Origin of the sequence: Amycolatopsis sp. NBC_01286 (assembly GCF_035982555.1) — a bacterium.
Classification (GTDB): Bacteria; Actinomycetota; Actinomycetes; order Mycobacteriales; family Pseudonocardiaceae; genus Amycolatopsis.
Map to the genome: position 1 here is coordinate 7,073,026 of NZ_CP108428.1, position 25,137 is coordinate 7,098,162.

Here is a 25,137-nt window from a genome sequence, read left to right on the forward strand (position 1 = left end):
ATTCCGCGGACAGGGGCTCAGATGAGATGCGCGCGCCGCCAAATGCCCTCGGAACGGCCGCCGATCAGCCCCGCGTCACGCAGGAACGGCACGATCTTCTCCGCCATCCAGTGGCGCGTCTCGTGGAAGTGCGGGTTCGCCAGCGCCGCGGCGCGCCCCTCGCGCGGGGCGATCCCGACGCTCCGGTAGATCCGCGGGTCGACCATGCTGTCGACGACGCCGAAGGCCACCAGCGCCGTCCGCAGCCGGTGGCGCTGCAGGCCCGCCTTCGACAGGTTCGGCGTCTCCCGCAGCACTTCCTCCTTGGCGAAGCGGACGTGCCGGGCCTCCTCGACGACGTGGATCCGGTTGACCGAGCGGATCAGCGGCTGGATGCCGTCGTCGTCCATCATCGAGCGCTGCAGCCGGTCGGTGGTCTCCTCGGCGACGAGCACGCTGGCGAACATCGACGGCCCGGCCGCGGTCGCGCCGAAGATCTTCGCCGCCCGGTGCACGGCCTTCGGCACGCCGTAGCGCGGCACGCCGAGCCGCTCGGCGGTGCGGGCGAACATCACCGAGTGCCGCGTCTCGTCGCCGATCTCGGTCATCGCGTACTGCGCGTGCTCGGTGCGCGCGTCGAGGTCGAAGACGTACCGGGCGAGCAGTTGCATCAGCACGATCTCGAACCACAGGCCGACGCTCATGATGCTGGCGATCTCGTGCTTCGACAGCTCGATCCGCTGCTCCGGCGTCAGCTTCGCCCACAGGTCGGTGCCGTAGAGGGAGACGCGCTCGAGCGGCATGTACGCCTTGCCCTCGGCGAGCGGCGCGGCCCAGTCGATGTCCACGTACGGGTCGTAGGAGTTTTTCGCGGAGCTCTTGAGCAGGCGAGCCGCGGTGACGTCCCGGTTCTGGGCCTCGACGCCCATAGCGGCCTCCGGAAAGTAGGGGGTACGCGATGTACTAGGTATTTCGGCAGCGTACACGGGCCGGTGGGTCCTGAGTAGGCTTTCGCCGTGACCAAGGTCGACGGGCGGGCGGCGCGCTGGGCGGGCCAGCAGGAACGGCGGCGCGCCGAGTTCGTCGACGCCGCCCTGGAGGCCATCGCCGAGCACGGCCCGGACGTCTCGACCGAGCAGATCGCCGAACGCGCCGGCGTCGCCCGCACCCGGCTGTACCGGCACTTCGACGGCGCCCCCGACCTCCAGCGCGCGATCGCGCAGCGCGCGGCCGAGCTGGTGACGGCCGATCTGCAGCCGCTCTGGCACCCGTCGGGGTCACCGCGCGAGATGATCGACGCGGCCATCTCGACGCACCTGCACTGGCTGACCGAGCACGCCCAGCTGCACCGCTACCTGGTCCGCACGCTGCCGAGCCTGCCGGAGGCGGGCCGCACCGACGTCCGCGGCGCGATCGCCCGGCACCTCAGCCGCCTGTTCACCGGCTACCTGGCCGCGTTCGGCCTGGACCCGGCCCCGGCGGACACGATCGCGTTCGGCCTGGTCGGCTACGTCGAATCGGCGACGACCCGCTGGCTCGACCACCCCGGCTCGCTGAGCCTGCCGCAGCTGACCGCCCAGCTGACGGGCACGATCTGGGCGATGCTGGACCACACGTTGCGGGCAGGCGGGGTCGAGCTGGACGCGGACAGCCCGCTGCCCCTGCCGGACGGCTTGTCGTGAGTGTTTAGGGCGGTTCTAACCGCCCTAAACACTCACGACAAGCCGCGACGAGCGTCAGTCCTCCCGCAGGAACTCCGCGCGCACCCCGAGCAGGCGGACCGCCCGGGTCAGCTCGAACATCCCCAGCACCTCGTGCGCCGCCCGGTCCAGCTCGACCGGATCGGACGTCGGCTCGGGCAGCGTCACGCTGTGGGTGTGGGTCGTGAACGGCACGAACCGGACCTTCACCGCGACCCGCGCCGCCGGGCGGCCCTCCTCCAGGACGTCCTGGGCCACGCGCTTCGCCAGTGCCGACACCTCCGCCGCCATCGCCGCGGGGTCGGTGAGGTCGCGCTGGAACGTGGTCTCGCGGCTGCGGGAGCGCGCCACGTACGGCGTCGCGCTGACCTCGGCGTCGCCGATGCCGCCACCGAGCAGGCGCAGCCACGGGCCCGTCTTGGGGCCGAACCGCGCCGCCAGCACCGCGACGTCCGCGCCGGCCAGGTCCAGGACGGTTTCGACGCCCAGTTCGGCGAGCTTCCTGGTCGTCTTGCCGCCGATGCCCCACAGCGCGTCGGTCGGCCGGGAAGCCATGACCTCCCACCAGTTCTCCTGCGTCAGCCGGAAGATCCCGCCCGGCTTGCCGAAGCCGGTGGCGAGCTTGGCGCGCAGCTTGTTGTCGCCGATCCCGACCGCGCACGACAACCCGGTGTCGCGCCGGACCGCCGCGCGCAGGTCCGCGGCCAGGGCTTCCGGGTCGTCGGCCGTCGCGCCGACGAACGCCTCGTCCCAGCCCATCACCTCGACGACCACCGGGAACTCCCGCAGCGTCGTCATCACGTGCTCGGAGACCTCGAGGTAGGCCGGGGGATCGGAGGGCAGGAAGACCGCGCCGGGGCAGCGTTTCGCCGCGATCCGCAGCGGCATGCCGGAGTGGACGCCGAACTCGCGGGCCTCGTAGGACGCGGTCGCCACCACGGCGCGCTCGGTCGGGTCGCCGGAGCCGCCGACGACCACCGGCTTCCCGCGCAGCTCCGGGCGCCGGGCGATCTCGACCGCGGCGATGAACTGGTCGAGGTCGACGTGCAGGACCCACTTCACGGGACCCAGTCTGCCTCAGGGACTGTCAGACGCGGTGGCGCGCCACGTGGGTCCAGACCGCGCCGGTCAGGGCGAGGATCCCGCAGAGGGTGACCCCCGGGTCGGGCAGCACCAGCCCGACGACCAGGAGCAGCACGGCGGCGACGTCGAGGGCGAGCAGCAGCGCGGTCTTGAGCGCGCGCGGTTTCCGGCTCCGGCCTTCGCGCAACGCGATGGCCAGGTCGGGGTCACTGAGCTCGAGGTTGCGCTCGATCTTCTCGAGCTCGGTTCGTTCGTGGTGACTGAGCATCGGGGTACTCCTTCGGCGCCGAACCCGCCGTTCCGGAGAGCAGATACCCAATCGTCCTCCGGGCGAACCGCCGAACGACGTCTTATTTCGTGCTTTTGGTTGCGCCGACCGGGTGATCTCCGATCCGTGACGGCTCATGGTCACGTTAGGTTTCCTTCGAACGTGGCCGGTCACGGCCCGGACGACGGACTGGGGCGCTCGGCAGACGGGCGGTCGTGGGGGCGGGCGGTGACCGCTGCCTGCTGTCGTGCGGGCGGGGGCCGGCCGGCATCTCGAACAGCTGGAGGCCCTTGATGACCCTGCCCACCGAACCGATCGGCAGCATTCCCCGCCCCGGCTACCTTCTCGCGGGGCTCGGGGACTTCGCCGCCGGCCGGATCGACGCCGCCGCGCTCGCCGAGCTGGAAGGCCGCGCGCTGGCCGACACGATCAGCCGGTTCGAGGAGACCGGCTCGCCCGTGCTGACCGACGGCGAACAGGGCAAGCCGAGCTTCGCGACGTACCCGCTGGCCGGCCTCACCGACCTGGCGCCGGACGGCGTCGTCATCCCGTTCGCCGACGGGCACACCCGGCAGCTGCCGCGGCTGACCGCCGGGCCGTTCCGCTACGCGACCCACGCGGACGAGTACCTGACGCGCGCCAAGGCGTTGACGGACAAGCCGATCAAGCAGGCCGTGATCGCCGCGTCCGCGGTCTCGCTCGTCTACCCGGGCGACGGCATCGAGGGCTACTCGCAGGAGCAGTTCGTCGCGGACCTGGTGAACGAGGCCGAGGCGGACATCCGCCGCAGCTTCGACGCGGGCGCGGACAGCGTCCAGATCGACTTCACCGAGGGACGGCTGTCGCTGAAGCTCGACCCGTCCGGCGGGCTGCTGCGGCAGTTCATCGACCTGAACAACGCCGTCCTCGACCGGTTCACCGCCGAGGAGCGCGCGAAGATCGGCGTCCACACCTGCCCGGGTGGCGACCAGGACTCGGTGCACAGCCTCGACGTCGACTACGCGGGCCTGCTGCCGGCGCTGTTCGACCTCAAGGCGGGCAACTTCTTCGTCCAGCTCGCCAGCGAGGCCGACCCGTCGCACGCGCTCGAGGTGATCAAGGGCGTCCGCAAGGCCGACCAGCGGGTGTTCGTCGGCGTGATCGACCCGATCGACCCGCGGGTCGAGACGGCCGAAGAGGTCCGCGACCGGGTGCTCGCCGCCGCGCAGTACATCCCGGCCGACCGGCTCGGCACCTGCGACGACTGCGGGTTCTCGCCGTTCGCCGACGACACGTCGACCTCGCGCGACATCGCGTTCGCGAAGATCACCGCCCGCGTCGAAGGCACGAAGCTGGCCGCCGAGAAGCTGGGCTGACCGCGGTGCCGGGGGCTGCCGTGCCGGCGGCCTCCGGCGTCACGCGGTGCCGACGGCGACCCGGACCCCGAGCGTGACGAGCACGGTGCCCATCACGGAGTCCAGCCCGCGGCGCACCCGGCCGGAGGAGAAGAAGCGCCGCAGCGCGCCGACCACGACGGCCAGGGTGACGAACCACAGCACGGTGCCGGCGGTGGCGATCGCGGCCAGTTCGAGCGTCTGCAGGGTGGAGCCGTCCGCGGGCAGGAACTGGGGGAGCAGCGCCAGGAAGTACACGGCGACCTTCGGGTTGAGCAGGTTGGTGAACAGCCCCTGCCGGAACGCCGCCCAGGCGCCTTTCGGCTTCACGGCGGGCGTCTCGCCGAGGTCGCGGTACTCCCCGCGCCGCACGGCCAGCCACGCCCGGATCCCGAGCACCACCAGGTAAACGGCCCCGACGAGCTTGACGACGCTGAAGGCCACCGCGGACGCGGTGAGCACGGCCGCCACGCCGAGCGCGATGGCGACGACCCAGGCGAAGACGCCGAGCGCGATCCCGGCCCCGGCGGCGATCCCGGCCCGCCGCCCACTGGTGAGCGAAGACCGCGTGACGACGACGAAGTCGGGCCCGGGCGACATGGCCCCGAGGATCACGACGAGCAGGAACGAAGCGGCGGTGGCACCGGGGATCATGCACCGAGAATACGATCCCGCCGCCACCGGATTTCCGCGGTCCGGCGCCGTGTCGACCTCCTGATCACGCGTGTCGACCCTCCGATCACGCGTGTCGACCCTCCAGTCACGCCTGAGCGGTGCAAGGGTCCTCGGCGCACAGGTGCGCGCAAAGTCCGTCGACCCCGGCGGCCAGCGCGGTGAACTGTTCCGGGTTCAGCCCGTCGACGAACAAGGTCCGGACCAGTTCCGCGTGGCCCTCGGCGGCCGCGCGCAGGCGGGCGTGGCCCTCTTCGGTGAGGTAGGCGATGACGCCGCGGTCGTCCGAGGGGCAGGAGCGGCGGCCGACCAGGCCCGCCTTCTCCAGCTGGGCCACCTGGTAGCTCAGGCCGCTCTTCGACGTCAGCGCGGCGCCGGCCAGCTCGGTCATCCGCAGCTCGCCGTCCGCGGCGGACAGGCGGGCGAGGACCTCGTACTGCGGGTGCGACAGCCCGGCGTCGTCACGCAGCTGCTGCTCGACCTTGCGGGTCAGCAGCGTGCCCGCCATCAGGAACCCCTGCCACGTCTTCAGCTCGCGCTCGGTCAGCCACCGGGGATCGCCCATGCGTCCATGGTATCAAGATTGTTCGAATTTGAACTTCGTGTAGGGTCGATCTTGTGGGCGACTCCAGGGGAGACAGCATGACGGCTGAGGTGCGGACGCGGGTGCGGATCCCGCTCCGGCTGGGCGGCGACGTCACGGTGGACGCCGAGGCCGTCACGTTCCGCGGCCTGGCCGACGACGGCGAGCACCTCGCGTTCGTCCTGGGCACGCCGGGCGAGGTCCCGCTGGTGCGGCCGCATTCCGAGTGCCTCACCGGCGACGTCTTCGGGTCGGCGCGCTGCGACTGCGGGCCGCAGCTGGCCGAGGCCGTCGCGCGGATCGCCGAGGCCGGCGGGTACCTGCTGTACCTGCGTCAGGAGGGCCGGGGCATCGGGCTGTACAACAAGCTCGACGCGTACGCGCTGCAGGACGGCGGCCTCGACACCTACGCCGCGAACGCCGCGCTGGGCCTGCCCGAGGACGCCCGCGACTACACCGTCGCCGCCCAGATGCTGGGCGCGCTGGGCGTGGACCGGGTGGACCTGCTGTCGAACAACCCGGACAAGGCCGCCCAGCTGCGTGCGGCCGGCATCGCGGTGCGCGACCAGATCGCGACCGGGGTGTACGCGACGGAGAACAACGTCCGGTACCTGCGCGCGAAAGCCGAGCAGACCGGCCACACGCTCAGCCTCCCCGGCATCGCCAGCTGACCCGGCGCACCCGGCTGCCGAAGTCCGTGAATGCCACATCGAGGGACATAGTGTCCGTGAATGTGGCATTCACGGACTTCGGCTAGGTCAGGCGGGGGGCGTTGGCCGCGGCGGGGCCGGTGGTGAGCTTCTCCAGGAGTCCGATGAGGACGGTGCGTTCCTCCGGCGTCAGCGAGGCGGCCCAGGCCTGCTCGCGTTCGTTGTGGGCCTGGTAGGCGTCGGTGACGGCCGCGTGGCCCTTGTCCGTGATCGCCAGGCTGACCGCGCGGCGGTCGTGCGGGACCTGGGTGCGGGTCACCAGGCCGTCCCGCTCCAGGGTTTTGACCAGCGCCGACACCGCCGCGCGGCTCATCCCGGCCAGCCGGGCCACGTGGCGTGACTCCAGCGGGCCGGCCAGCCAGAGCACGAACAGCACCCGGAACCCCGCCCAGCTGAAGCCGCGCGGGCGGTGGACCGTCGACTCCCAGTCGTAGACCAGCGCGCCCGTCAGGCGGTGCAGGGTCAGGCCGAGGCGCATCGCGACCGGGTCCGTCGAGGGCAGCTCGGCCTGCGTCCTGCCGATCGCGTAGTCGACGAACGAGAGGTAGTCGAGGTCGGCGGGCTGGTCGGTCATGCGGGTCAGGTTAGGCGACGAGGGGTTCCGCGCGGGCGTCCGCCGGGTTAGCCTGGCCGCGGCCGATGGTCAAACCTTTGATCACAGGAGCGCTCGTCGTGACGAAGAAAGCCTTTGCCTCCTCGGCGGACCTGGCCGAGAAAGCGCAGACCCTGGAGGTCCTCGCGGACGGCGTCTACGCGCTGACCGCGGAGGGCGACCCGAACATCGGCGCCGTCGAGGGTGAGGACTTCCTCGTCTGCTTCGAGGCGCTGGCGACCCCCGTCGCGGCGCGCGAATGGCTCGCGAAACTGCGTGAGCACACCGACAAACCCGTGCGGTACCTGGTCTTGAGCCACTACCACGCCGTGCGCGTGCTGGGCGCCTCGGCGTTCGACGCCGAGGTGATCGTCGCGCACGAGAACACCCGCGCGCTGGTCGCCGAACGCGGCAAGGAGGACTGGGCGAGCGAGTTCGGCCGGATGCCGCGGCTGGCGAAGAGCGCGGAGTCCGTGCCGGGGCTGACCTGGCCGACCCTCACCTTCTCCGACCGCCTCACCATCGATCTCGGCGGCGAACGCGGTGACCTCGTGCTGCAGTACTGCGGCCGCGGCCACACCGAGGGCGACCTCGTGGCCTGGCTGCCGCGCCAGAAGATCCTCTACGCCGGCGACCTGGTCGAGGCCGAAGCCGCGCTGTACACCGGGGACGCGTTCCACCGCGACTGGTCGTCGTCCACTTTGGACCGCGTCGCCGCTTTCGGGGCCGAGACGCTGATCGGCGGCCGCGGCGGGGTGAGCCGCGGCGCGGACGCCGTCGACGCCGCGATCGCGCAGACCCGGCACTTCCTGACGACGATGCTGCGCGAGGTCGGCGCGGTCCGCGACGCCGGCGGCACGCTCAAGGAAGCCTTCGAGCGCACCCACGCGGCGCTGGCAGACCAGTACGGCCACTGGCCGATCTTCGAGCACTGCCTGCCCTTCGACGTCTCCCGCCTGTGGGACGAGCTGGGCGGGATCGAGCGGCCGGTGGTGTGGACCGCCGAACGCGACCGCGAAGTCTGGGACCAGCTGCAGGACTGACGATGACCGTCGCCGTCCTCGGCAGCGGCCCGGTCGGGCAGACGGCCGCGCTGTTGCTCGCGCGCTGGGGCGTGCCGGTCGTGCTCCTCGACGAGCACCCGGTGCGCGATCCCGCCGGGTCCAAGGCGATCTGCCAGCAACGGGACACCCTCGACGTCTGGGCTTCGCTCGGCGCCGGTTGTCTCGTCGAGGAGGGCCTGACCTGGACGACCGCGCGGACCTTCCACCGCGAGACCGAGCTGTTCGCGCTGAAGCTGCCGGACGGCGGGTCCGCGCTGCCGCCCTTCGTCAACCTCTCGCAGGCCCGTGTCGAGGAGGTTCTCGACGGGCTGATCGCCGAGCAGCCGCTGATCGACGTCCGCCGCGGCCACCGCGTCACCGGCCTGACCCAGGGCGCCGGCGTCGAAGTCCGCTGCGAGACGGCGGACGGGCCGCGCACGATCGAGGCCGACTACGCGATCGCGTGCACCGGCGCCCGCGGTGACGCGGTGCGGCGGGCCCTCGGGCAGCGCCTCGAAGGCGTGTCCTTCCGGGACCTGTTCCTGATCTGCGACATCCGGGCCGACGTGCCCGACTGGGCGGCGGAACGGCGGTTCTACTTCGACCCGCCGTGGAACCCGGGCCGCCAGGTGCTGATCCACCCGTGCCCCGGCTCGCAGTTCCGCATCGACTGGCAGGTCCCCGCCGACTACGACCTCGCCGCCGAGGAAACCGGTGGCGCCCTGGACCAGCGGATCCGGGCGATCCTCGGCGACCGGCCGTACGAAGTGGTGTGGCGGTCGGTCTACCGGTTCCACACGCGGCTGGTCGAGCGGATGCGCGTCGGGCGCGTCCTGCTGGCGGGGGACTGCGCGCACCTGGTCGCGCCGTTCGGCGCCCGCGGGCTGAACTCGGGGGTCGCGGACGCGGAGAACGCCGCGTGGAAGCTGGCCTGGGTCCTGCGCGGGCACGCGGGCGAGGAGCTGCTGGAGAGCTACCACACCGAGCGGCACGCGGCCGCCGCGGAGAACGCCGAGGTGACGACGGCGACGATGGACTTCCTGGTGCCCCAGGACGAAGCCCGGCGCGAGCACCGCGCCCGGGTCCTGGCCGGGGGTGTCCACGCCGACGTCGACTCGGGACGGCTCGCCGAGCCGTTCTGGTACGCGGACTCGCCGTTGACGACGCCGGATCCGCGCCGTCCGTTCGCCGGACGCCCGCCGCGCGGCGCGCTGCCGCCGCCAGGGCCGGGTGTGCTGCTGCCGGACGTCACCGTCGCGAGTGGACGGTTGCGCGACCTGGCCCGGCAGGGGTTCCTGCTGCTGACAACACCGGGCGTCGACCCCGCGGGACTGCGGTCGGCGGAGATCCCGGTGGGTGGGGCGCTGGGTGCGCGCCCGGGCGAGGCCTGGCTGGTCCGCCCGGACGCGTACGTCGCCGCGGTGCTGCCCGCCCCGACCGCGCCGGAGGTCGCCATTGTCCTCCGGCGCGGCTCAGGCGGCACTTTCACGTGAAAGTGACCACCTGGGGGCGGCACTTTCACGTGAAAGTGCCGGACCGGGTCACGGGTAGTTGTTCAGCGGGCTCACCTGGTTGGCCTGGTTCGCCGCCGCGCCCGTGTCGTTGATGACGTGCGCGATCGTGCCCACGCCGCCGAGCGAGACCGAGACCAGGTTGTGGAACCGGACCCCGCTGTTGTTCGGCACCTCGAACGAATGACTGGCCACAATGGACGGATTGGTCTGGAAGAAGCAGTAGCTGCCCACCCCCCAGGCCTCGTGGCTGGTCACCGAGTCGGCCACCTTGTACGCCGCCCAGCCCTGCCTGCCGCCACCACTGGACCAGGACGCCTGGTCCGGCGGGTCGTACGGCATCTCGTTCTGGAAGAAGTACGTCCGCCCGCCGTTGCCGTTCCAGAGCACCTCGTACTGCTGGTAGTGCTCGACGAACAAGCCGTACATCGTCACGTTCGCGCCGTTGACGACCAGGCCGTTCGCCGCGGTGTTGACGTTCCAACCGACGCCGTTCGAGTGATCACCGCGCCACAGCCACATGTGGTCGCCGATGACGTTGTTCGAGTTGATCACGAGCGTCTGCGTCGCCCGGCCGACGGCGGCGCCGCCGATCCGGAAGAACACGTCGTGCAGCGACGTCGGGTCGGCCGCGTGGTTCGTGGCCGAGCCCGGCTGCCCGATCTGCATCAGCACCGGCGAGTTCACCGCACCGGCGTCGATCAGCAGGCCGCCGATCTTCACGCCGTCCACATCGGACACCGTGATGGCCGCGGTGCCGTTGGTGGGCTGCAGCGTCGCCAGGCCGAGGCCGAGCACCACGGTGTCCGGGCGCGTGACGTTCAGCGCCTGGTCGAGGTGGTACACCCCCGGGGTGACGAGCAGGTTCTTGCCCGCCGCCAGCGCCGCGTTGATCGTCGCGGCCGAGTCGGACGGCTTGGCCACGTAGAACTCGCTGAGCGAGATCGACGAGCCGGCCGGCGCGCCGTGGCCCCAGCTGGTGCCGACGGAGTTCTGCCGCAGCGCGGGCACGAACACGTTGTAGCTGCCCGAGCCGTCGACGTAGAGGAACGGCTTCTCCCGGCTCACCGGCGTCTGGTTGACGACGGTCTCCGGCGGGTTCGGGAACGACGCCGCCGGCGTGCCGGTCGAGCCCACGAACACCATGTTCCAGACGCCGCCCGCCCAGCTGCCGAGCTCGCTGTTGCGGGTCAGGAACTGCTGCTGCGACCCGGAGACGGCCTGCCCGTCGATCTTGCTGTCGGCGATCAGGCCGCCACTGGCCCAGCCGTCACCGCCGTTCCACAGCTGGATCTGGCTGCCCTTCAGGTGCATCCGGCGGTACGGCGCGGCCTGCGCGACCGCCCACCGCTCGACCTGCCCGGCCGGCAGCGTCACCGACAGGTTCTCCGCGGAGCGCCAGAAGTTCTGCGTCGCGTTGCCCTTGTTGGCCGGGTTGTCACCCTGCTGCAGCCAGTCCGCCTCGACGCGGACGTGCCCGTTGAGGTTGACGTCGTCGGGGGAGAGGCCCAGCCCGGCGACCTGCTCGTAGAACCCGAGGTTGACGTCGGCGTTGTAGCTGCCCGGCTTGAACAGCACGGCGTAGCGCTGGTCGCCGAACTGGTTGGTGTGCTGCTGGTTCGCGATCTGCGTCAGCCGGTCCTGGATCGTCGACGCCGGGGTCGACGGGTCGAACACCGACACGTTCGGCCCGAGGTCCGGATTGCGCGGGTCGGTCGGCGGGATCGTGGTGCCGCCGCCGGTGCCGTGGGCCGCCACCTCCCACAGTGAATAGCCGTACCCGGTGGCCCGCTGGGTGCCGTTGATCCGCAGGTAGCGGGCCGTGCCGGTGACGGGCACGGTCTGCGTGCCGCCGGTGCCGGTGGTGGTCGAGTAGGCGTCGGTCCAGCTCGTGCCGTTGCTCGAGAGCTGGACGGTGAACGCCTTGGCGTACGCGGCTTCCCAGGTCAGCACCACGTCACAGAGCTGCTGCGACGAGCCCAGGTCGACCTGGAGCCACTGCGGGTCGCTGAACGCGCTGGACCAGCGGGTGCCCGTGTTCCCGTCGACCGCGTTCGACGCGGGGGTGCCGCCGTTTTCGGTGGACGACGCGGTCGCGGTACGCCCCTGGGCGAGGTTCGTGGTCCCGCACGCGGCGGCCTGCGCCGGTGTGGAACCGAGGACGGTCGCCGTGGCGAACGCGGTGAGGAGGGTGGTGGAGACGGCGAGGAACCGCCGTCCCCGGGAGAACGTCGTTGATCTCATCTGCCTGCCTGATCGGTCGGAGAGACTCCGGCGGGCCGCGCTCGGGGCGCGGCGGCGTGCCGGGCGGGCCCCACTGCCCGCGCCGGCGTCCGGGTGGTGCGACGGGTCCGCGGCCGGGGCGTCCGCCGGGCCCCGTGAGCCGGGGAGCGGGGCGAAGCGGGCAGCGCGAGGAGCGAACCAGTCAGCCCGAAGGGGTGGAATCGATCCAGGTGGCGGCCGCGGAACCGGTTCCGTCGAAGCGAGGAGCAGTTAACATCCCGCGCCGGGCAAGCGTCAAGGTTCCGGGCGGGATTCCTTCTCCCGGCCCAGTGTTCCGGCCGTTCCGGGACCACCCGGCGCACCGCCGTTGACATTTTCACGCTCTTTATTTATATCTTGAACTAAGAGCGTACCGAAGAGCGGGCCCCACACCCGCGCCGAGGCCACGTGAGCCGATCCGCGCCGGGGCAAGGACGTCCCGGCGCCGGTCCCCGTGGAGGTTTCCCATGCACCGACGCATGAAGCGACCCCGAGCCCGCTCGGGCGTGCTCGCCGTCCTCACCCTGGTCCTGGCCGCGCTCATCAGCGCGCCCGCCGCCCAGGCCGCGCCCGTCCTGCTCTCCCAAGGCCGTCCTGTGACGGCGTCGTCCACCGAAAACGTCGGCACTCCGGCGTCGAACGCGGTCGACGGCGACGGCGGCACCCGCTGGTCGAGCGCGTTCAGCGATCCGCAGTGGCTGCAGGTCGACCTCGGCTCCACCCAGCAGCTGTCCCAGGTCGTGGTGAACTGGGAAGCCGCCTACGCCAAGGCGTTCACGATCCAGGCGTCCACCGACGGCGCCACCTGGACGTCGCTGTACTCGACGACCACCGCCACGGGCGGTAACCAGACGCTGAGTGTCACCGGCAGCGGCCGGTACGTCCGGCTTACCGGCACCCAGCGGGCCACTCAGTACGGCTACTCGCTGTGGGAGTTCCAGGTCTTCGGCGGGGGCGGCACCACACAGCCCGGCGACGTCCTGCTGTCGTACGGCAAGTCCGGCTCGGCCTCGTCGTTCCAGGACGACGGCGCCTGCCCCGGCTGCCTCCCGGCGAAGGCGTTCGACCACGACCCGGCGACGCGCTGGGCGACCAGCGCGACCACCGGCTGGGTCGACCCGGGCTGGATCACCGTCGACCTCGGCGCCACCGCGAACGTGCACCAGGTCGTCCTGCAGTGGGACCCGGCCTTCGCGGTCGCGTACCAGATCCAGGTGTCGAACGACAACGCGAACTGGACGTCGCTCTACTCGACGACCACCGGCAAGGGCTTCAAGGAGACCTTGACGGTCAACGGCAGCGGCCGGTACGTCCGGATGTACGGCACCGCGCGGTCCAACGGCTACGGCTACTCGCTGTGGGGCTTCGACGTCTACGGCACCGGCGGCAACCCGACCACCGTGCCGCCCGCGCCGCCGGCCCCGCACTTCCCGGGCACGCTCGTCTGGAGCGACGAGTTCAACGGTGCTTCGGGCGCCGGCCCGGACGCCAGCAAGTGGACGGCCGAGACGGGTGCCGGCGTCAACAACGAGCTCGAGTACTACACGAACAACAACAACGCCAAGCAGGACGGCCGTGGCAACCTGGTCATCCAGGTCCGCCGCGAGGCGACGCCGGGGTCGGCGTGCCCGGTCGACCCGATCAGCGGCAGCGGCACCTGCCAGTACACCTCGGGCCGGATCAACACCGCGGGCAAGTTCAGCTTCACCTACGGCCACGTCGAGGCGAACATCAAGGTGTCCGGTACGCAGGGGCTATGGCCCGCGTTCTGGTTGCTGGGCGCCAACTTCTTCGGCGGCACGCCGTGGCCCAACTGCGGTGAGATCGACATCATGGAGCACGTCGGGAAGTCGCCGAACCTGGCCTACTCGACCATCCACGCCCCGGCCTACAACGGCGCCGGCGGCATCGGCGCGCCGATGGACCTCGGCCAGGACGTCGCCGCCGGGTTCCACAAGTTCGGCCTCGACTGGGACGCCTCGCACATGACGTTCTACGTCGACGGCAACGCGTTCGAGACGATCAACCGCGACACCGTGGAGAGCACGCGCGGGCCGTGGGTCTACGACCACCCGTTCTTCCTGATCCTCAACAACGCCATCGGCGGTGACTTCCCGGGTCCGCCGGGAGCGGGCACCGTGCTGCCGCAGGACATGGTGATCGACTACGTGCGGGTCTACCAGTGAGAGCCGGGCTCCGGCGGCGGCTGGCGCTCACCCCGCGGGACCTCGCCCACCGGACGGGCTCCTGGACGACCAACGCGGGTCAGTACCACGTCTCGGTCGGCGACTCGTCACGCAACGTCCCGCTGTCGGCGGCGCTGAACGTCACCTGAGCGCTCGGTGCAAGTTGTCGTGAGTGTTTAGGGCGGTTCTAACCGCCCTAAACACTCACGACGGCCGTGGACTCGCGGATCACCAGGGTTGTCGGCACCACCAGGGGTGCGCTCGGTGACGGCGCCCCGGCCAGCTGGGCGATCAGCTGCCGGGCCGCCGTCTCGCCCATCGCCCGTAGGGGCTGGCGGACCGTCGTCAGCGGGGGCTGGGTGTGCGCCGCGAGGGGGATGTCGTCGAAGCCGATCACGGCGACGTCCGCCGGCACCGCGCGCCCGGCCTTCCGCAGGCCGCTCAGCACGCCGGCCGCCGTGAGGTCGTTGTGCGCGAAGACCGCGTCGAACTCCGGGCCGCTCTCCAGCAGCTGCAGGATCGCGGCTTCCCCGCTTTCACTGGTGAAGTCGCCCTCGATGATCAGCCGCGGGTCGAGGTTCCGGCCGGCTTCGAGGATGGCGTCGCGGAAGCCGTTGAGCCGGTCGCTCGTGCAGCCGAAGTCGCGGGGCCCGGTCACGGTGGCGAGCCGGGTGCGGCCGGTTTCGAGCAAGTGCTTGGCCGCGTCGACGCCGCCCTGGCGGTTGCTCGTGCCCACCGACGGGAACGCGGGCCGCCGGCCGCGGTCGTCGATCACCACGACCGGCAGCCCGGAGTCGCGCAGCACCCGCAGGTGCCGCACCGCGTCCGGCGGTTCGACCAGGAGCAGCCCGTCGAACGCCTTCGCCGACACCTGCCGCGAGAACTCCTCCAGGGAGTCCGCGCCGCGGTTCGCGGTCGACAGCAGCAGGCCGTAACCCTTGGACTCCACGACGTCGGCGACGCCTTGGAGCACCTCGCCCATCCACGGCCAGGTCAGCCCGGGCACCAGCATCCCGACCGTGCGGGTCACCCCGCGCGCCAGCCCGACCGCGCCGGCGCTGGGGATGTAGCCGGTCGAGGCGATCACCTCGCGCACCCGGATCGCGGTCGCGGCGTCGACGTCGGCCTTGTTGTTGAGCACCCTCGACACGGTCGTCTTGCTCACCCGCGCGCGGCGGGCGACCTCGGCGATCGTGACGCGCATGCGACCTCCCGGCGGTGCCTTGTGTGGTGCCAAGGTACTCGCCCCGGCCACCGTAGGAAATCGATCAGGTCCGGACGGACAGCCGCGTGAGGCTCGCGTCGCCGCTTCGCCAGTCGAGCGTGCGTACCGCGAGGTAGCGCACCTGACCGGTGACGGCGACGGTCGTCGTGCGGTTCCGGGCCGGCTTCGCGGCGGTCGTGTAGGTGACGCCGTCGGTGCTGGTTTCGACGGCGCAGGCCGGGACGCGACCGGACGTCCAGGCGAGGTCGGCCGCGGAAACCGGCCGTACCGCACCGAGATCCACGACCAGCCGGCCGTCCGGGCCCGGCCGCCACGCCGTCGCCGGGTCGTCGTCGACCGCCGCGGCCGGACTGGACATCCCGGCCGGCAGCGGCTCCGCCGGGAACGTGACGGCGCCGAGCGCGAGGTCGGCCAGCGGGTACGGCCGGACCTCCGGGACGAGGACGGGCACGGTCCGGCCCGGGACCAGCAGGACCGGCCGCGGGAGGCCGCCGTCGGGTTCCACCGTGATCAGGACCGGGAGCCCGGACGCGGCGGTGAGGTCGACCCGGCCGGCGTCGCGCACGACCGCCTTGAGCCCGGTCGGGATCGCCCGGCCGAACGTGCCGCGCAGGGTGAACCGCGGCGGTTCGATCCGGCCTTCGGCGGCCGCGAGCGTGAAGGTGACCGCGGTGCCCGCCGCGGTGACGACCTGCTCGCCGCGGTACAGCCCGAGCGCCGAACGGTCCTGCGGGAGGTTCGCCGTTCCGGCCGCCGCGGTGGCGGAAAGGTTGGCCAGCACGAGGAATCCGTCGGTGACGCTCGCGCGGACGGCGGCCGCGGTGGTGCTCGCGCGAGCGCGGCCGGCCAGCTTCGCCAGGCCCGCGGTGCCGGGGTACAGCTCGGCCAGCAGCGGCGCGGCGGGGCCGTCCGAGAGCGTGACGCTGTTGCCGACGACGGTGAGCGGGTTCGGCCCGGACACGACCAGCCCGGCCCGGCCGTCGACGTCGAGCCAGCCGCGGGTGCTGCTCAGCGCGGGCTTCGGGTAGCTCGCCACCGGCGTCCAGGCCGAGCCGTCGGCGGACGTCTCGACGCGGTAGCCGCGTCCGGCGGCCGCTTCCCAGCTCAGGACGACGCGGTCGAACGCCTTCGCCGCGCCGAGGTCGACCGCGAGCCAGCTGTCCGCGCGCGGCCGGTCCGATGTGGACACCGCCCAGCGGGTGGTCGCATTGGCGTCGATGGCGTATTTCGCCTCTTTGCCCGCGGTGGCCGAAGACGCCGACGCGGTGCCGGCGAGGGCCAGGTCCGGGCCGGTGCCGTCGTGGACCTCGAAGGCGTACAGCGAATAGCCGTACGCCGGATCCGGGCGGACGCCGAGCATCCGGACGAACCGGGCGGTGACGGGCGCGAAGCTCAGGTCGTCGGTCCGCGGGCCGCCGGCCGGCGCGTCCTGCGCGGACACCGTCACCTTGCCCTCGGCCGCGGTGTAGGTGCGGTCGCCGTCCAGTCCGGGAACGCCGGGCATGGCCAGGTTGTAGACGGTGAACGCGCCTTCGCCGCCGCCGATGCCGGTGCTCGCGTACACCGCGGCACCGGTCGGCAGGGTGGCGAACGCGGCGTAGCCGGTGTCGAAGCGCAGCACGCCGAAGGTGCCGTCGAAGCCGTCCCGGACCCGCGTCCACGTCGTGGCGTGGCGCTCGCGGACGGCCAGGTTCGACGCGGGCAGCAGCATCGGCGTCGCACCGCCGAGCGCGAACAGCCAGTCGTCGTGGTGAGGCTGCCAGGCGAACTTGACGAACCCGGCCTTGCTCACCGTCGCGGCCCAGGCGGCGGGGGAGCGGTGGGCGAGCAGCCCCGGCCCGGCGCCGAAGTCGGCGACGCCGGCGGCGTGCGCGTCGAACTCCGTCCCGCTCACCGGGACGACCGGGCCGCCGTGCGCGGCGCGCCACTCGTGCAGCAGGTAGCTGATGGCGACCTCGGCCCGCGCCTCCGGCTCGTACTTCGGTTCGCCGGAGAACTTCGTGATCCGGTCGGCGGGCGCGTAGGCCTGGTACGGCTCGAGCCGGGCGGCCAGGTCGGCCTCGGCGCGGGCGGCGTACCGGTCGCCGAGCACCTGCGCGCGGAAGGCCAGCGGGATGACGTCGCGGCCGTAGAGGTGCTCGCGGTCGGCGACCATCGGCATCAGTGGCTCGCCGGCGTCGCTGGTCATCAGCAGCATGGTGCGCCAGAGCAGTTCGCCGTTCGGCTGCGCGGTGAGCACCTCGGGCAGCGGCTTCCCGGCGAGCAGGAAGTGCATCGAGTTGCGGCCGGACGTGCGCCACAGCTCCTCCTGGTAGTGCGGGCCGAAGGAGCCGTGGTTCTCGACGAGGAACGTGTCGTAGAGGTTGGTCGCGGTGTTCGCGTTGATCGGGTGACCGTCGACGAGCCGCGGGTTGGCCAGGTCGGCGGCCGGCAACCCGCCTTCGTTGCGGCTCCACGACCCGAAGGCGTCCCGCCAGGCGGCGGCGCGGGCGTCACCGGGGGCCCAGGCGAGGGCCGGGGCGAGGGACTGCGCGTAGACGCCCATCTCCTCGAGCTTGGTGTCGCCGACGTGCCCGCCGAGCAGGCCGTTGGGCGTCCAGCCGCCGGACGTCGGGTCGTCCTTGGTGCCCAGCGCGGTGGTGTAGGCGGCCTGTTCGGTGGTGATGCGCTCGACGTTCGCCCGCGTGGCCGCGTCCAGGTCCGTCCACAGCAGACGCGAGGCGAGCAGGAAGTACGACTGGAAGGTGGTGTCGAAGAACAGCCGCCGGCCCCACTCGGTCCCGCCGGTGAGCAGGTTCGACGCGGCGAAGTGCTTGATCGTGTCGAGGGTGTGCGTCTTCAGGGTGGCCTGGTCGACCCCGGCGACGGCGGCGTCGTAGCCGTCGCGGGTCAGCAGCAGGGCGTTGCCGAGGACGACGGCGAAGGTGAAGTCCGTGGCCGGGTAGATCCCGGCCGTCTTGTCGAACTGGGCCTCGGCCCAGCGCGTGTGCCGGAGCAGGACCCGCAGGTAGGTCGCCGCGACGGCGTCCGGCGGGCCGCTCTTCGGTGCCCCGCCCGCCGGGCCCGCCTCGGCGACACCCGGCAGCAGCCCGGAGGCCAGCACCGCCGCCGCACTGCCCGCACCCAGCAGGCCCAGGGCCCGTCGCCGGTTCAGCTCGCCCATGGTCCGGCCTCCGCTCTCTGACAACCTTGTCATCGCGGCGATTCTGGGACGGCCCGGCCGCCCCGGGCAACCCCGGCGGCCGATCTCGTCCGGTTTCGGACAAGGCCTGGATAATTCGTATAACGACCTATACCCGCGCCGCCCGGTCGCGGGTGACCAGGGAAAGACGTGAATGCCACATCGAGGGACCAAGTGTCCGTGAATGTGGCATTCACGGACGTGAACGGTGGGAGCAAGCTCACCGCCGGGTGCGGGCCGGGGCGTGCTGAGATGACAACGTGATCACGGACCCCGGGGTGCTGCTCCTGCTCGTGCTCGCCGGGGTCGGTGCCGGGCTGACCGGGGCCACCGCCGGGCTGGCGTCGCTCGTGTCCTACCCCGCGCTGCTCGCCGCCGGGCTGCCGCCCGTCGTCGCGAACGTGACCAACACCGTCGCCATGCTCGGCACCACCGCCGGTGGGGCCGCCGGGGCGCGGCCCGAGCTCGCCGGGCAGCGCGAGCGGATCCTCCCGCTCTGCGTCATCACCACGATCGGCGGCGCGGTCGGCGGCGTCGTGCTGCTGGTGACGCCGGCCGACGCCTTCACCGTGATCGTGCCGTGGCTGATCGGCGGGGCGTCGGTGGTGCTCATGGTGGGCCCGCGGCTGCGCCGGCTGGCCGAAGGTGCCGAGCACCACGGCCTCAGGCCGGTGACCGGCGCGTTCGCCTTCGTCATCGGCATCTACGGCGGCTACTTCGGCGCCGCCGCGGGCGTGCTCATGCTGGCGCTGCTGGTGTCGGTGTGGAGCCAGCCGCTGGCCCGGACCAACGCGGCGAAGAACCTGGTCACCGGGTCGGCGAACCTGCTCGCCGCGCTCGTGTTCGCGGTGACCGGCAAGGTCGACTGGACGGCCGCGCTCGCCGTCTGCCTCGGCTCCCTCGCCGGGGCGTGGCTCGGCGCGACGATCGTGCGGCACCTGCCCGCGACGCCGTTGCGGATCGGGATCGGCGTCGCCGGGCTCGTGCTGGCGGTCGTCCTCGGCCGGCAGGCCTTCGGTTAGATCCATGCTGCCGCCGGGCCGCCGGAGAGGGCATGATCGGGCGGGTATCGGCGAGCAGGAGACCAGATGAGCATTGTCGGGACCAGGGTGGTCCGCCAAGAAGATCAGAACTTGATCACCGCGGGCGGGACCTACGTCGACGATCTGCGGGAGGAAGCGCTTTCCGGTGCCGCACACGCGGTGTTCGTGCGCAGTCCCATCGCGCACGCGCGGATCGGCGGCATCGATGTCAGCGAGGCGCTCGCGGCGCCCGGGGTGCTCGGCGTGTTCACCGCCGCCGACCTCGGGCTCGCGCCGCACGACGCCGGGCCGGTGAAGGAACCGTGGCTGGCCGACGGAATCGTCCGTTATGTCGGCGAACCCGTCGCGCTCGTCCTCACCGAGGAGCGCTACCAGCTGGCCGACGCGGCCGAGCTGGTCGACATCGACTACGACCCGCTCGACGCCGTCGCGACCATCGACGCCGCGCTGGCCGGGGAAACGCTGCTGTACCCGGAAACGGGCAGCAACGTCATGCAGGTCCACGGCGCCGAGGAGTTCGACGACGCCCTCTTCGACAGCTGCGACGCGGTCGTCACGCAGACGATCGTCAACCAGCGCGTCGCCCCCGCGCCGCTCGAGGTCCGCGGCGCGTCGTGCGTGTGGGGCGAGGACGGCAGGCTCACCGCGTGGCTGTCCACGCAGAACGCCCAGATCGCCCGGTCGCAGCTGGCCGGCAGCCTCGGCGTCGGCGAGGAGGCGGTGCGCGTCATCGCCCCGGACGTCGGCGGCGGGTTCGGCGCGAAGATCGGCGCGGACCCCGAGGCGACCGTCCTCGGCTGGGCCGCCAAGCGGATCGGCCGCGCGGTGCGCTGGATCGAGACGCGCAGCGAAAACCTCACGTCGATGACCCACGGGCGCGCCCAGCAGAACACCGTCACCATCGGCGGCAAGCGCGACGGCACGGTGCTCGCGTACCGCCTCGACGTCGTCCAGGACGCCGGCGCCTACCCGCGGACGCTGTTCCTGCCGACGCTCACCGAGCTGATGGCCGTCGGCGTCTACCGGTTCCCCGCGGTCGAGACGCGCAGCCGCGGCGTCGTCACCAACACCACCCCGATCGCCGCCTACCGCGGCGCCGGCCGCCCGGAGGCGACGGCCGCGCTCGAACGGGCGATGGACGTCTTCGCCGCCGAGATCGGGCTGGACCCGGCCGAGGTCCGCCGGGTCAACTTCATCCGGCCCGAAGAGTTCCCGTACCAGACGCCGACCGGCGCGTCCTACGACTCGGGTGAGTACGCGACGGCGCTGGACAAGGTGCTCGAAGCGGGCGGCTACGCCGAGCTCCGCGCCGAGCAGCAGCGACGGCGGGACGCCGGCGACCCGATCGAGCTGGGCCTCGGAATCGCCGCGTACGTCGAGATCACCGGCGGTGACGGGGGTGGCGAGAGCGGCCGCGTCGACATCCACCCGGACGGCTCGGTCGTCGCCTGGACCGGCAGCTCGCCGCACGGGCAGGGCCTCGGCACGTCGCTGGCGATGCTGCTGTCGGACCGCCTGGGCGTGCCGCTGGAGAAGATCACGGTCCGCCACGGCGACACCGACGAGGTGCCCAAGGCGATCGGCACGTTCGGCTCCCGCTCGCTGCAGCTCGGCGGGTCGGCCATCCGGCAGGCGGCCGACGAGGTGATCGCCGAGGCCCGCGAACTGGCGGCCGACCTGCTGGAGGCGTCGGCCGACGACCTGGAGCTGGACGTCGAGCGCGGCGTCTGGCAGGTCCGCGGCGCGCCGTCGAGCGCGGTGCTCAGCTGGGCGCAGGTCGCCGAAACCGCCGGGGACGGCAAGCTCACCGCGGACGTCTGGTTCGGCGGCGGCAAGCCGACGTTCCCGTTCGGCGCGCACCTCGCCGTCGTCGAGGTCGACACCGAGACCGGCAAGGTCGTGCTGCGGCGGATCATCGCCGTCGACGACGCCGGCCCGATCGTCAACCCGCTGACCTTCCGCGGCCAGCGCCACGGCGGGCTCGGCCAGGGCGCCGCGCAGGCGCTCATGGAGGTCGTCACCTACGACGAGGACGCCAACCCGACCACCGCGACGCTGGCGGACTACTCGTTCATCACGGCCGTCGAGCTGCCGGACTTCGAGCTCGTCGACATGGCCACCCCGACCGACCGGAACCTGCTGGGCGTCAAGGGGATCGGCGAGGCGGCGACGATCGGCTCGACGCCGGCGGTGCACAACGCCGTGGTCGACGCGCTGGCCACGCGCGGCGTCCGGCACCTGGACATGCCCACGACCCCGATCCGGGTCTGGGCCGCTATCGAAGAGGCTGCATTTCAGGGGGTCCGGGTGGCGGAGCCCCCGGCTCGGGGCGAAGCCCCGATTGTCACAGCTAGCAAGGAGAACCCGCGGTGAAGGTCTCGATCGAGGTCAACGGACGGCCGGTGGCCGAGGAGGTGCCGGACCGGACGCTGCTGGTGCACTTCCTGCGCGACACGGCCGGGTTCACCGGCACGAACATCGGCTGCGACACGACGTCGTGCGGCGCCTGCACGGTGCTGCTGGACGGCGAGTCGGTCAAGTCGTGCACGGTGCTGGCCGCGCAGGCCGACGGCCACGCCGTCACCACCGTCGAAGGACTGGCCGGCGCGGACGGCGAGCTGCACCCGGTGCAGCGGGCGTTCCGGGAGCAGCACGGCCTGCAGTGCGGGTTCTGCACCCCGGGGATGATCATGGCGTCGGTGTCGCTGCTCGCGGACAATCCGAAGCCGACGCGCGAAGAGGTGCGTGTCGGACTGGAAGGGAACCTGTGCCGCTGCACGGGTTACCACAACATCGTCAGCTCCGTGATGGACGCTTCGGGTCAGGAGGTGGACCGGTGATCCCCGCCGAGTTCCGCTACGAGCGCGTGTCCACAGTGGACGAGGCGCTGGCCCGGCTGGCCGAGCACGGCGACGACGCCAAGGTCCTGGCCGGCGGGCATTCCCTGCTGCCGCTGATGAAGCTGCGGCTGGCCGCGCCGGAGTACCTGGTGGACATCGGGCCGGTCGACGAGCTGCGTTACGTCCGGCTGGACGGCGGCGACGTCGTCATCGGCGCCCTCACGCGCTACAGCGACCTGGAGCAGGACCCGGTGCTGCGGGAGCACGCGCCGCTGCTGGCGCACGCGTCGGGGGAGGTGGGCGACCGCCAGGTCCGCCACCGCGGCACCCTCGGCGGTTCCCTGGTGCACGCCGACTCCGCGGCCGACCTCCCGGCGGCGATCCTGGCGTCGGACGCCGTGCTGGTCGCGCGCGGCCCGGCGGGCGAGCGCCGGATCCCGGCGTCGGAGTTCTTCCTCGGCCCGTTCACGACGCCGCTGGAGCCGGACGAGCTGCTGACGGAGATCCGGCTGCCGAGCCAGACCGGCCTCGGCTGGGGCTTCGAGAAGTTCACCCGCCGCGCGCTCGACTGGGCGATGGTCGGCGTGGCCGTGGTCGGCGGCAAGGTGGGCCTGGTCAACATGGCCGGCGTCCCGCTGCGCGCGTCGGCGACCGAGGCGGCCTTGGCGTCCGGCGCGTCCATCGAGGACGCGGCGGCCCTGGCGGCGGAGGACACGAACCCGCCGGACGAGCCGCACGCGACGGCGGAGTACCGCCGCCACCTCGCGCGCGTCCTCACCCGCCGCGCCCTCACTCAAGCTGCGCGCCGCTCCTGACGTTCAAGTCCGTGAATGCCACATCGAGGGACACAGTGTCCGTGAATGTGGCATTCACGGACTTCGGGCGTGGGTGATCGCGACGGCCGATTCCCGCCAGCGTGGGGAGTGAGCCGGGCGGGACGATGGACGGCGTGAAGACGGAAACCCTTGCGCATTCAGCCATCGAGCCCGGAATCCTCTACTTCGGCACCCCCGTGGTGCTGATCTCCAGCTCCAATGAGGACGGCTCGGCCAACCTCGCCCCGATGTCGTCGGCGTTCTGGCTCGGCTGGCGCGCGATGCTCGGGCTCAGCGCGCGCTCGCACACCACCCACAACCTGCTGCGCACCCGTGAATGCGTGCTCAACCTGCCCTCCGACGCGCTCGCGGCGCACGTCGACCGGCTCGCCATGACCACCGGCTCGGACCCCGTGCCGCCCGGGAAGCAGCAGCGCGGCTACTTCCACCTCGCGGAGAAGTTCGAGCGGGCCGGGCTGACGCCGGTGGCGTCGGAGACCGTGGCGCCGCCGCGCGTCGCCGAATGCCCGGTGGCGATGGAGGCGGTCGTCGAGGCCGTGCACCCGGTCGCGGACGCCGACGAGCGGCAGCGCGGCGGGATCGTCGCGATCGAGGTGCGGGTGCAGCGCGTGTTCGTGCACGACGACATCCGCCTGCCCGGCAGCGACGACCGCATCGACCCGGACGCCTGGCGGCCGCTCATCATGAGCTTCCAGAAGCTGTACGGCCTCGGCCCGCAGGTCCACCCGTCGACGCTGGCCCGGATCCCGGAACGGCTCTACCGCGGCCCGGACATCGACCGCGCTCGTGACGTCACGTCGCGCTCAGCTGCTTCAGCAGGGGAGCGAGCGTCGTGATCCCCGCGGTCACGGCGGCGCGGCCCTTCGCCGAGCCGACCGGCGGCTGCCGGGTCAGCAGCACGACGACGTAGCGGTCGTTGACGACACCCGTGGTGTTCAGGACCAGGGCGTCGCGCAGGATCATCCAGCCCTGCTTGACCTGCCAGGACGTCCCGGGCAGCCCGTCGGGGATGCCGAAGTACTGGTCCCAGCCGTCGTCGGCGGGGTTGCGGGCGTCACCGAGCGCGGTGAGCAGCGGCTGCGCGACGTCGTCGGGCACGGTGTCCTCGAGGAACTCGTAGGTCGCGACGACGTCGGCGGCGCTCGTCTTCGCCATGCCCCACTGGGTCGGGTCGGCCGGCGGGGTCGTGTGCGTGAGACCGATCAGGCCCGCGGTGCGGGTGACGATCTCGTTGCCGCCGTTGCGTTCCCAGAGTTCCGACGCGATCGCGTCGTCGCTGCCGGCGAGCATGTCGGTCAGGTCGTCGACCGTGCCGGCGTCGGGGAGCGCCCAGCCGCCGTCGGTGCCGCGCACCTCGTCGATGGCGATCAGCAGCTTCACCACCGAAGCCGTGTAGTACGGCGTGTCACGGTCCAGCGAGGCCAGCTCCTTTCCGGACTCCCGGTCGAAGAGGACGAACCCGACATCGGTCCCGCGCGAGGCGGCGGTGACGGCGTCCGCGACCCCGCCGGCGACGCCGGTGAGGTCGGGGTAGGGGACCGCGGTGGTGCTCGGCGCCGGTGGCCCGACCTCGGTGTCCTGCGGCGGATCCGGGGCCGTCGTGGTGCTCTGCGCGGCGGTCGTGACCGCCTGGCCGCAGGCCGCCACGAGCAGGGTCGCGGCGAGCGCGGCGGCGAGGCCCAGGTCCCGGATCGGTCTTCCCATGCCTGGTCAACGCCTCGCGGTGCCCGGTCGGCAGCGGATTTCACCTGTCCGTTCGCTGTGTCTTGCTGTGCGGACGCTGTGGCCGCCGCGCCGGCGAGTTGCGTGGTGACAGCGGGTCACCGTCACGGAATCCGGGCTCGGCCGGGACCGAGACTGCGGTTTCCGGGGACCGACGCGGTTCGCGTGGTGAAGCGGATTACCCGGCCGCGGGAACCGGTGCGGCGGGCCGGATCACCGCACCCGCGAGGCGCGTCGACCGGTCGGCACGCGGGTGCCGGCCGGCCGGGCCGCGGGGGAGCGGTGTGGCGAGCCCCACCGCCGGCCACCCATCGGGACGGCGGCGGCC

22 protein-coding genes are annotated in these 25,137 nt (G+C 72.3%); 12 read left to right on the forward strand and 10 right to left on the reverse strand.

What is annotated here, in order from left to right:
* Positions 1 to 17: 17 nt before the first annotated feature.
* Positions 18 to 908, reverse strand: a complete 891-nt coding sequence (locus tag OG570_RS33350) for an AurF N-oxygenase family protein (protein ID WP_326952987.1) — start codon at positions 906 to 908, stop codon at positions 18 to 20.
* An 87-nt stretch (positions 909 to 995) separates the two neighbouring features.
* Here OG570_RS33350 and OG570_RS33355 point away from each other — a divergent pair, with 87 nt between their 5' ends.
* Complete coding sequence (locus tag OG570_RS33355; protein WP_326950002.1) at positions 996 to 1,661, forward strand: TetR/AcrR family transcriptional regulator; 666 nt, start codon at positions 996 to 998, stop codon at positions 1,659 to 1,661.
* A 54-nt stretch (positions 1,662 to 1,715) separates the two neighbouring features.
* Here the strand turns inward: OG570_RS33355 and OG570_RS33360 are convergent, their stop codons facing one another.
* Entirely contained in the window at positions 1,716 to 2,741 is a 1,026-nt protein-coding gene (locus OG570_RS33360) for a DNA polymerase IV (protein WP_326952988.1), read from the reverse strand.
* A 25-nt stretch (positions 2,742 to 2,766) separates the two neighbouring features.
* On the reverse strand, positions 2,767 to 3,030 hold the full coding sequence (locus OG570_RS33365; RefSeq protein WP_326950000.1) for a DUF3040 domain-containing protein: 264 nt from the start codon (positions 3,028 to 3,030) through the stop codon (positions 2,767 to 2,769).
* Between the two features lie 293 nt (positions 3,031 to 3,323).
* On the opposite strand from OG570_RS33365, the gene OG570_RS33370 reads away from it, so the two are divergent.
* Positions 3,324 to 4,385, forward strand: a complete 1,062-nt coding sequence (locus OG570_RS33370) for a cobalamin-independent methionine synthase II family protein (protein WP_326952989.1) — start codon at positions 3,324 to 3,326, stop codon at positions 4,383 to 4,385.
* A gap of 39 nt (positions 4,386 to 4,424) precedes the next feature.
* On the opposite strand, the gene OG570_RS33375 is transcribed toward OG570_RS33370, so the two are convergent.
* A complete protein-coding gene (locus tag OG570_RS33375; protein ID WP_326952990.1) occupies positions 4,425 to 5,057 on the reverse strand; it encodes a LysE family translocator in 633 nt (210 codons plus the stop codon).
* A 106-nt stretch (positions 5,058 to 5,163) separates the two neighbouring features.
* Positions 5,164 to 5,640 (reverse strand): MarR family winged helix-turn-helix transcriptional regulator, encoded by a 477-nt coding sequence (locus OG570_RS33380; RefSeq protein WP_326952991.1) that lies wholly within the window; start codon positions 5,638 to 5,640, stop codon positions 5,164 to 5,166.
* Positions 5,641 to 5,717: 77 nt separating this feature from the next.
* Here OG570_RS33380 and OG570_RS33385 point away from each other — a divergent pair, with 77 nt between their 5' ends.
* Positions 5,718 to 6,329, forward strand: a complete 612-nt coding sequence (locus OG570_RS33385; RefSeq protein WP_326949996.1) for a GTP cyclohydrolase II — start codon at positions 5,718 to 5,720, stop codon at positions 6,327 to 6,329.
* An 82-nt stretch (positions 6,330 to 6,411) separates the two neighbouring features.
* Here OG570_RS33385 and OG570_RS33390 read toward each other — a convergent pair whose 3' ends face one another.
* Positions 6,412 to 6,942, reverse strand: a complete 531-nt coding sequence (locus tag OG570_RS33390) for a MarR family winged helix-turn-helix transcriptional regulator (RefSeq protein ID WP_326949995.1) — start codon at positions 6,940 to 6,942, stop codon at positions 6,412 to 6,414.
* A gap of 98 nt (positions 6,943 to 7,040) precedes the next feature.
* On the opposite strand from OG570_RS33390, the gene OG570_RS33395 reads away from it, so the two are divergent.
* Positions 7,041 to 8,003 carry an MBL fold metallo-hydrolase gene (locus tag OG570_RS33395; RefSeq protein ID WP_326952992.1) on the forward strand — a complete coding sequence of 321 codons (963 nt, stop codon included), beginning with the start codon at positions 7,041 to 7,043 and terminating at the stop codon, positions 8,001 to 8,003.
* Between the two features lie 2 nt (positions 8,004 to 8,005).
* Positions 8,006 to 9,496 (forward strand): FAD-dependent monooxygenase, encoded by a 1,491-nt coding sequence (locus OG570_RS33400; protein ID WP_326952993.1) that lies wholly within the window; start codon positions 8,006 to 8,008, stop codon positions 9,494 to 9,496.
* Positions 9,497 to 9,544: 48 nt separating this feature from the next.
* Here OG570_RS33400 and OG570_RS33405 read toward each other — a convergent pair whose 3' ends face one another.
* Positions 9,545 to 11,758: a discoidin domain-containing protein gene (locus OG570_RS33405; RefSeq protein WP_326952994.1), complete on the reverse strand. Its 2,214-nt coding sequence runs from the start codon at positions 11,756 to 11,758 to the stop codon at positions 9,545 to 9,547.
* 497 nt (positions 11,759 to 12,255) lie between these two features.
* Here OG570_RS33405 and OG570_RS33410 point away from each other — a divergent pair, with 497 nt between their 5' ends.
* Positions 12,256 to 13,962 (forward strand): discoidin domain-containing protein, encoded by a 1,707-nt coding sequence (locus OG570_RS33410; RefSeq protein ID WP_442788208.1) that lies wholly within the window; start codon positions 12,256 to 12,258, stop codon positions 13,960 to 13,962.
* Positions 13,959 to 14,111 (forward strand): hypothetical protein, encoded by a 153-nt coding sequence (locus tag OG570_RS33415; RefSeq protein ID WP_326952996.1) that lies wholly within the window; start codon positions 13,959 to 13,961, stop codon positions 14,109 to 14,111. The genes OG570_RS33410 and OG570_RS33415 overlap by 4 nt, the downstream gene beginning before the upstream one ends.
* A gap of 47 nt (positions 14,112 to 14,158) precedes the next feature.
* Here the strand turns inward: OG570_RS33415 and OG570_RS33420 are convergent, their stop codons facing one another.
* Positions 14,159 to 15,166: a LacI family DNA-binding transcriptional regulator gene (locus tag OG570_RS33420; RefSeq protein ID WP_326952997.1), complete on the reverse strand. Its 1,008-nt coding sequence runs from the start codon at positions 15,164 to 15,166 to the stop codon at positions 14,159 to 14,161.
* A gap of 64 nt (positions 15,167 to 15,230) precedes the next feature.
* Positions 15,231 to 18,350, reverse strand: a complete 3,120-nt coding sequence (locus tag OG570_RS33425; RefSeq protein ID WP_326952998.1) for a discoidin domain-containing protein — start codon at positions 18,348 to 18,350, stop codon at positions 15,231 to 15,233.
* A gap of 278 nt (positions 18,351 to 18,628) precedes the next feature.
* On the opposite strand from OG570_RS33425, the gene OG570_RS33430 reads away from it, so the two are divergent.
* From OG570_RS33430 to OG570_RS33450, 5 genes are all read left to right on the forward strand, one after another.
* Positions 18,629 to 19,390, forward strand: a complete 762-nt coding sequence (locus tag OG570_RS33430; protein WP_326952999.1) for a sulfite exporter TauE/SafE family protein — start codon at positions 18,629 to 18,631, stop codon at positions 19,388 to 19,390.
* A gap of 66 nt (positions 19,391 to 19,456) precedes the next feature.
* A complete protein-coding gene (locus OG570_RS33435) occupies positions 19,457 to 21,784 on the forward strand; it encodes a xanthine dehydrogenase family protein molybdopterin-binding subunit (RefSeq protein ID WP_326953000.1) in 2,328 nt (775 codons plus the stop codon).
* A complete protein-coding gene (locus OG570_RS33440) occupies positions 21,781 to 22,251 on the forward strand; it encodes a (2Fe-2S)-binding protein (RefSeq protein ID WP_326949986.1) in 471 nt (156 codons plus the stop codon). The genes OG570_RS33435 and OG570_RS33440 overlap by 4 nt, the downstream gene beginning before the upstream one ends.
* Complete coding sequence (locus tag OG570_RS33445) at positions 22,248 to 23,066, forward strand: FAD binding domain-containing protein (RefSeq protein WP_326953001.1); 819 nt, start codon at positions 22,248 to 22,250, stop codon at positions 23,064 to 23,066. Before OG570_RS33440 ends, OG570_RS33445 begins: the two co-directional genes overlap by 4 nt.
* A 134-nt stretch (positions 23,067 to 23,200) precedes the next feature.
* On the forward strand, positions 23,201 to 23,923 hold the full coding sequence (locus OG570_RS33450; RefSeq protein WP_326953002.1) for a flavin reductase family protein: 723 nt from the start codon (positions 23,201 to 23,203) through the stop codon (positions 23,921 to 23,923).
* On the opposite strand, the gene OG570_RS33455 is transcribed toward OG570_RS33450, so the two are convergent.
* Positions 23,880 to 24,791 carry a hypothetical protein gene (locus OG570_RS33455; protein ID WP_326953003.1) on the reverse strand — a complete coding sequence of 304 codons (912 nt, stop codon included), beginning with the start codon at positions 24,789 to 24,791 and terminating at the stop codon, positions 23,880 to 23,882. The genes OG570_RS33450 and OG570_RS33455 overlap by 44 nt on opposite strands.
* Between the last annotated feature and the right edge of the window lie 346 nt (positions 24,792 to 25,137).

Excerpts from the sequence above, each read along its gene's own strand:
- OG570_RS33350 (WP_326952987.1), bottom strand. The coding sequence starts at position 908 with ATGGGCGTCGAGGCCCAGAACCGGGACGTCACCGCGGCTCGCCTGCTC.
- OG570_RS33365 (WP_326950000.1), bottom strand. The coding sequence starts at position 3,030 with ATGCTCAGTCACCACGAACGAACCGAGCTCGAGAAGATCGAGCGCAAC.
- OG570_RS33370 (WP_326952989.1), top strand. The coding sequence starts at position 3,324 with ATGACCCTGCCCACCGAACCGATCGGCAGCATTCCCCGCCCCGGCTAC.
- OG570_RS33375 (WP_326952990.1), bottom strand. The coding sequence starts at position 5,057 with ATGATCCCCGGTGCCACCGCCGCTTCGTTCCTGCTCGTCGTGATCCTC.
- OG570_RS33380 (WP_326952991.1), bottom strand. The coding sequence starts at position 5,640 with ATGGGCGATCCCCGGTGGCTGACCGAGCGCGAGCTGAAGACGTGGCAG.
- OG570_RS33385 (WP_326949996.1), top strand. The coding sequence starts at position 5,718 with ATGACGGCTGAGGTGCGGACGCGGGTGCGGATCCCGCTCCGGCTGGGC.
- OG570_RS33390 (WP_326949995.1), bottom strand. The coding sequence starts at position 6,942 with ATGACCGACCAGCCCGCCGACCTCGACTACCTCTCGTTCGTCGACTAC.
- OG570_RS33400 (WP_326952993.1), top strand. The coding sequence starts at position 8,006 with ATGACCGTCGCCGTCCTCGGCAGCGGCCCGGTCGGGCAGACGGCCGCG.
- OG570_RS33405 (WP_326952994.1), bottom strand. The coding sequence starts at position 11,758 with ATGAGATCAACGACGTTCTCCCGGGGACGGCGGTTCCTCGCCGTCTCC.
- OG570_RS33410 (WP_442788208.1), top strand. The coding sequence starts at position 12,256 with ATGAAGCGACCCCGAGCCCGCTCGGGCGTGCTCGCCGTCCTCACCCTG.
- OG570_RS33420 (WP_326952997.1), bottom strand. The coding sequence starts at position 15,166 with ATGCGCGTCACGATCGCCGAGGTCGCCCGCCGCGCGCGGGTGAGCAAG.
- OG570_RS33425 (WP_326952998.1), bottom strand. The coding sequence starts at position 18,350 with ATGGGCGAGCTGAACCGGCGACGGGCCCTGGGCCTGCTGGGTGCGGGC.
- OG570_RS33435 (WP_326953000.1), top strand. The coding sequence starts at position 19,457 with ATGAGCATTGTCGGGACCAGGGTGGTCCGCCAAGAAGATCAGAACTTG.
- OG570_RS33455 (WP_326953003.1), bottom strand. The coding sequence starts at position 24,791 with ATGGGAAGACCGATCCGGGACCTGGGCCTCGCCGCCGCGCTCGCCGCG.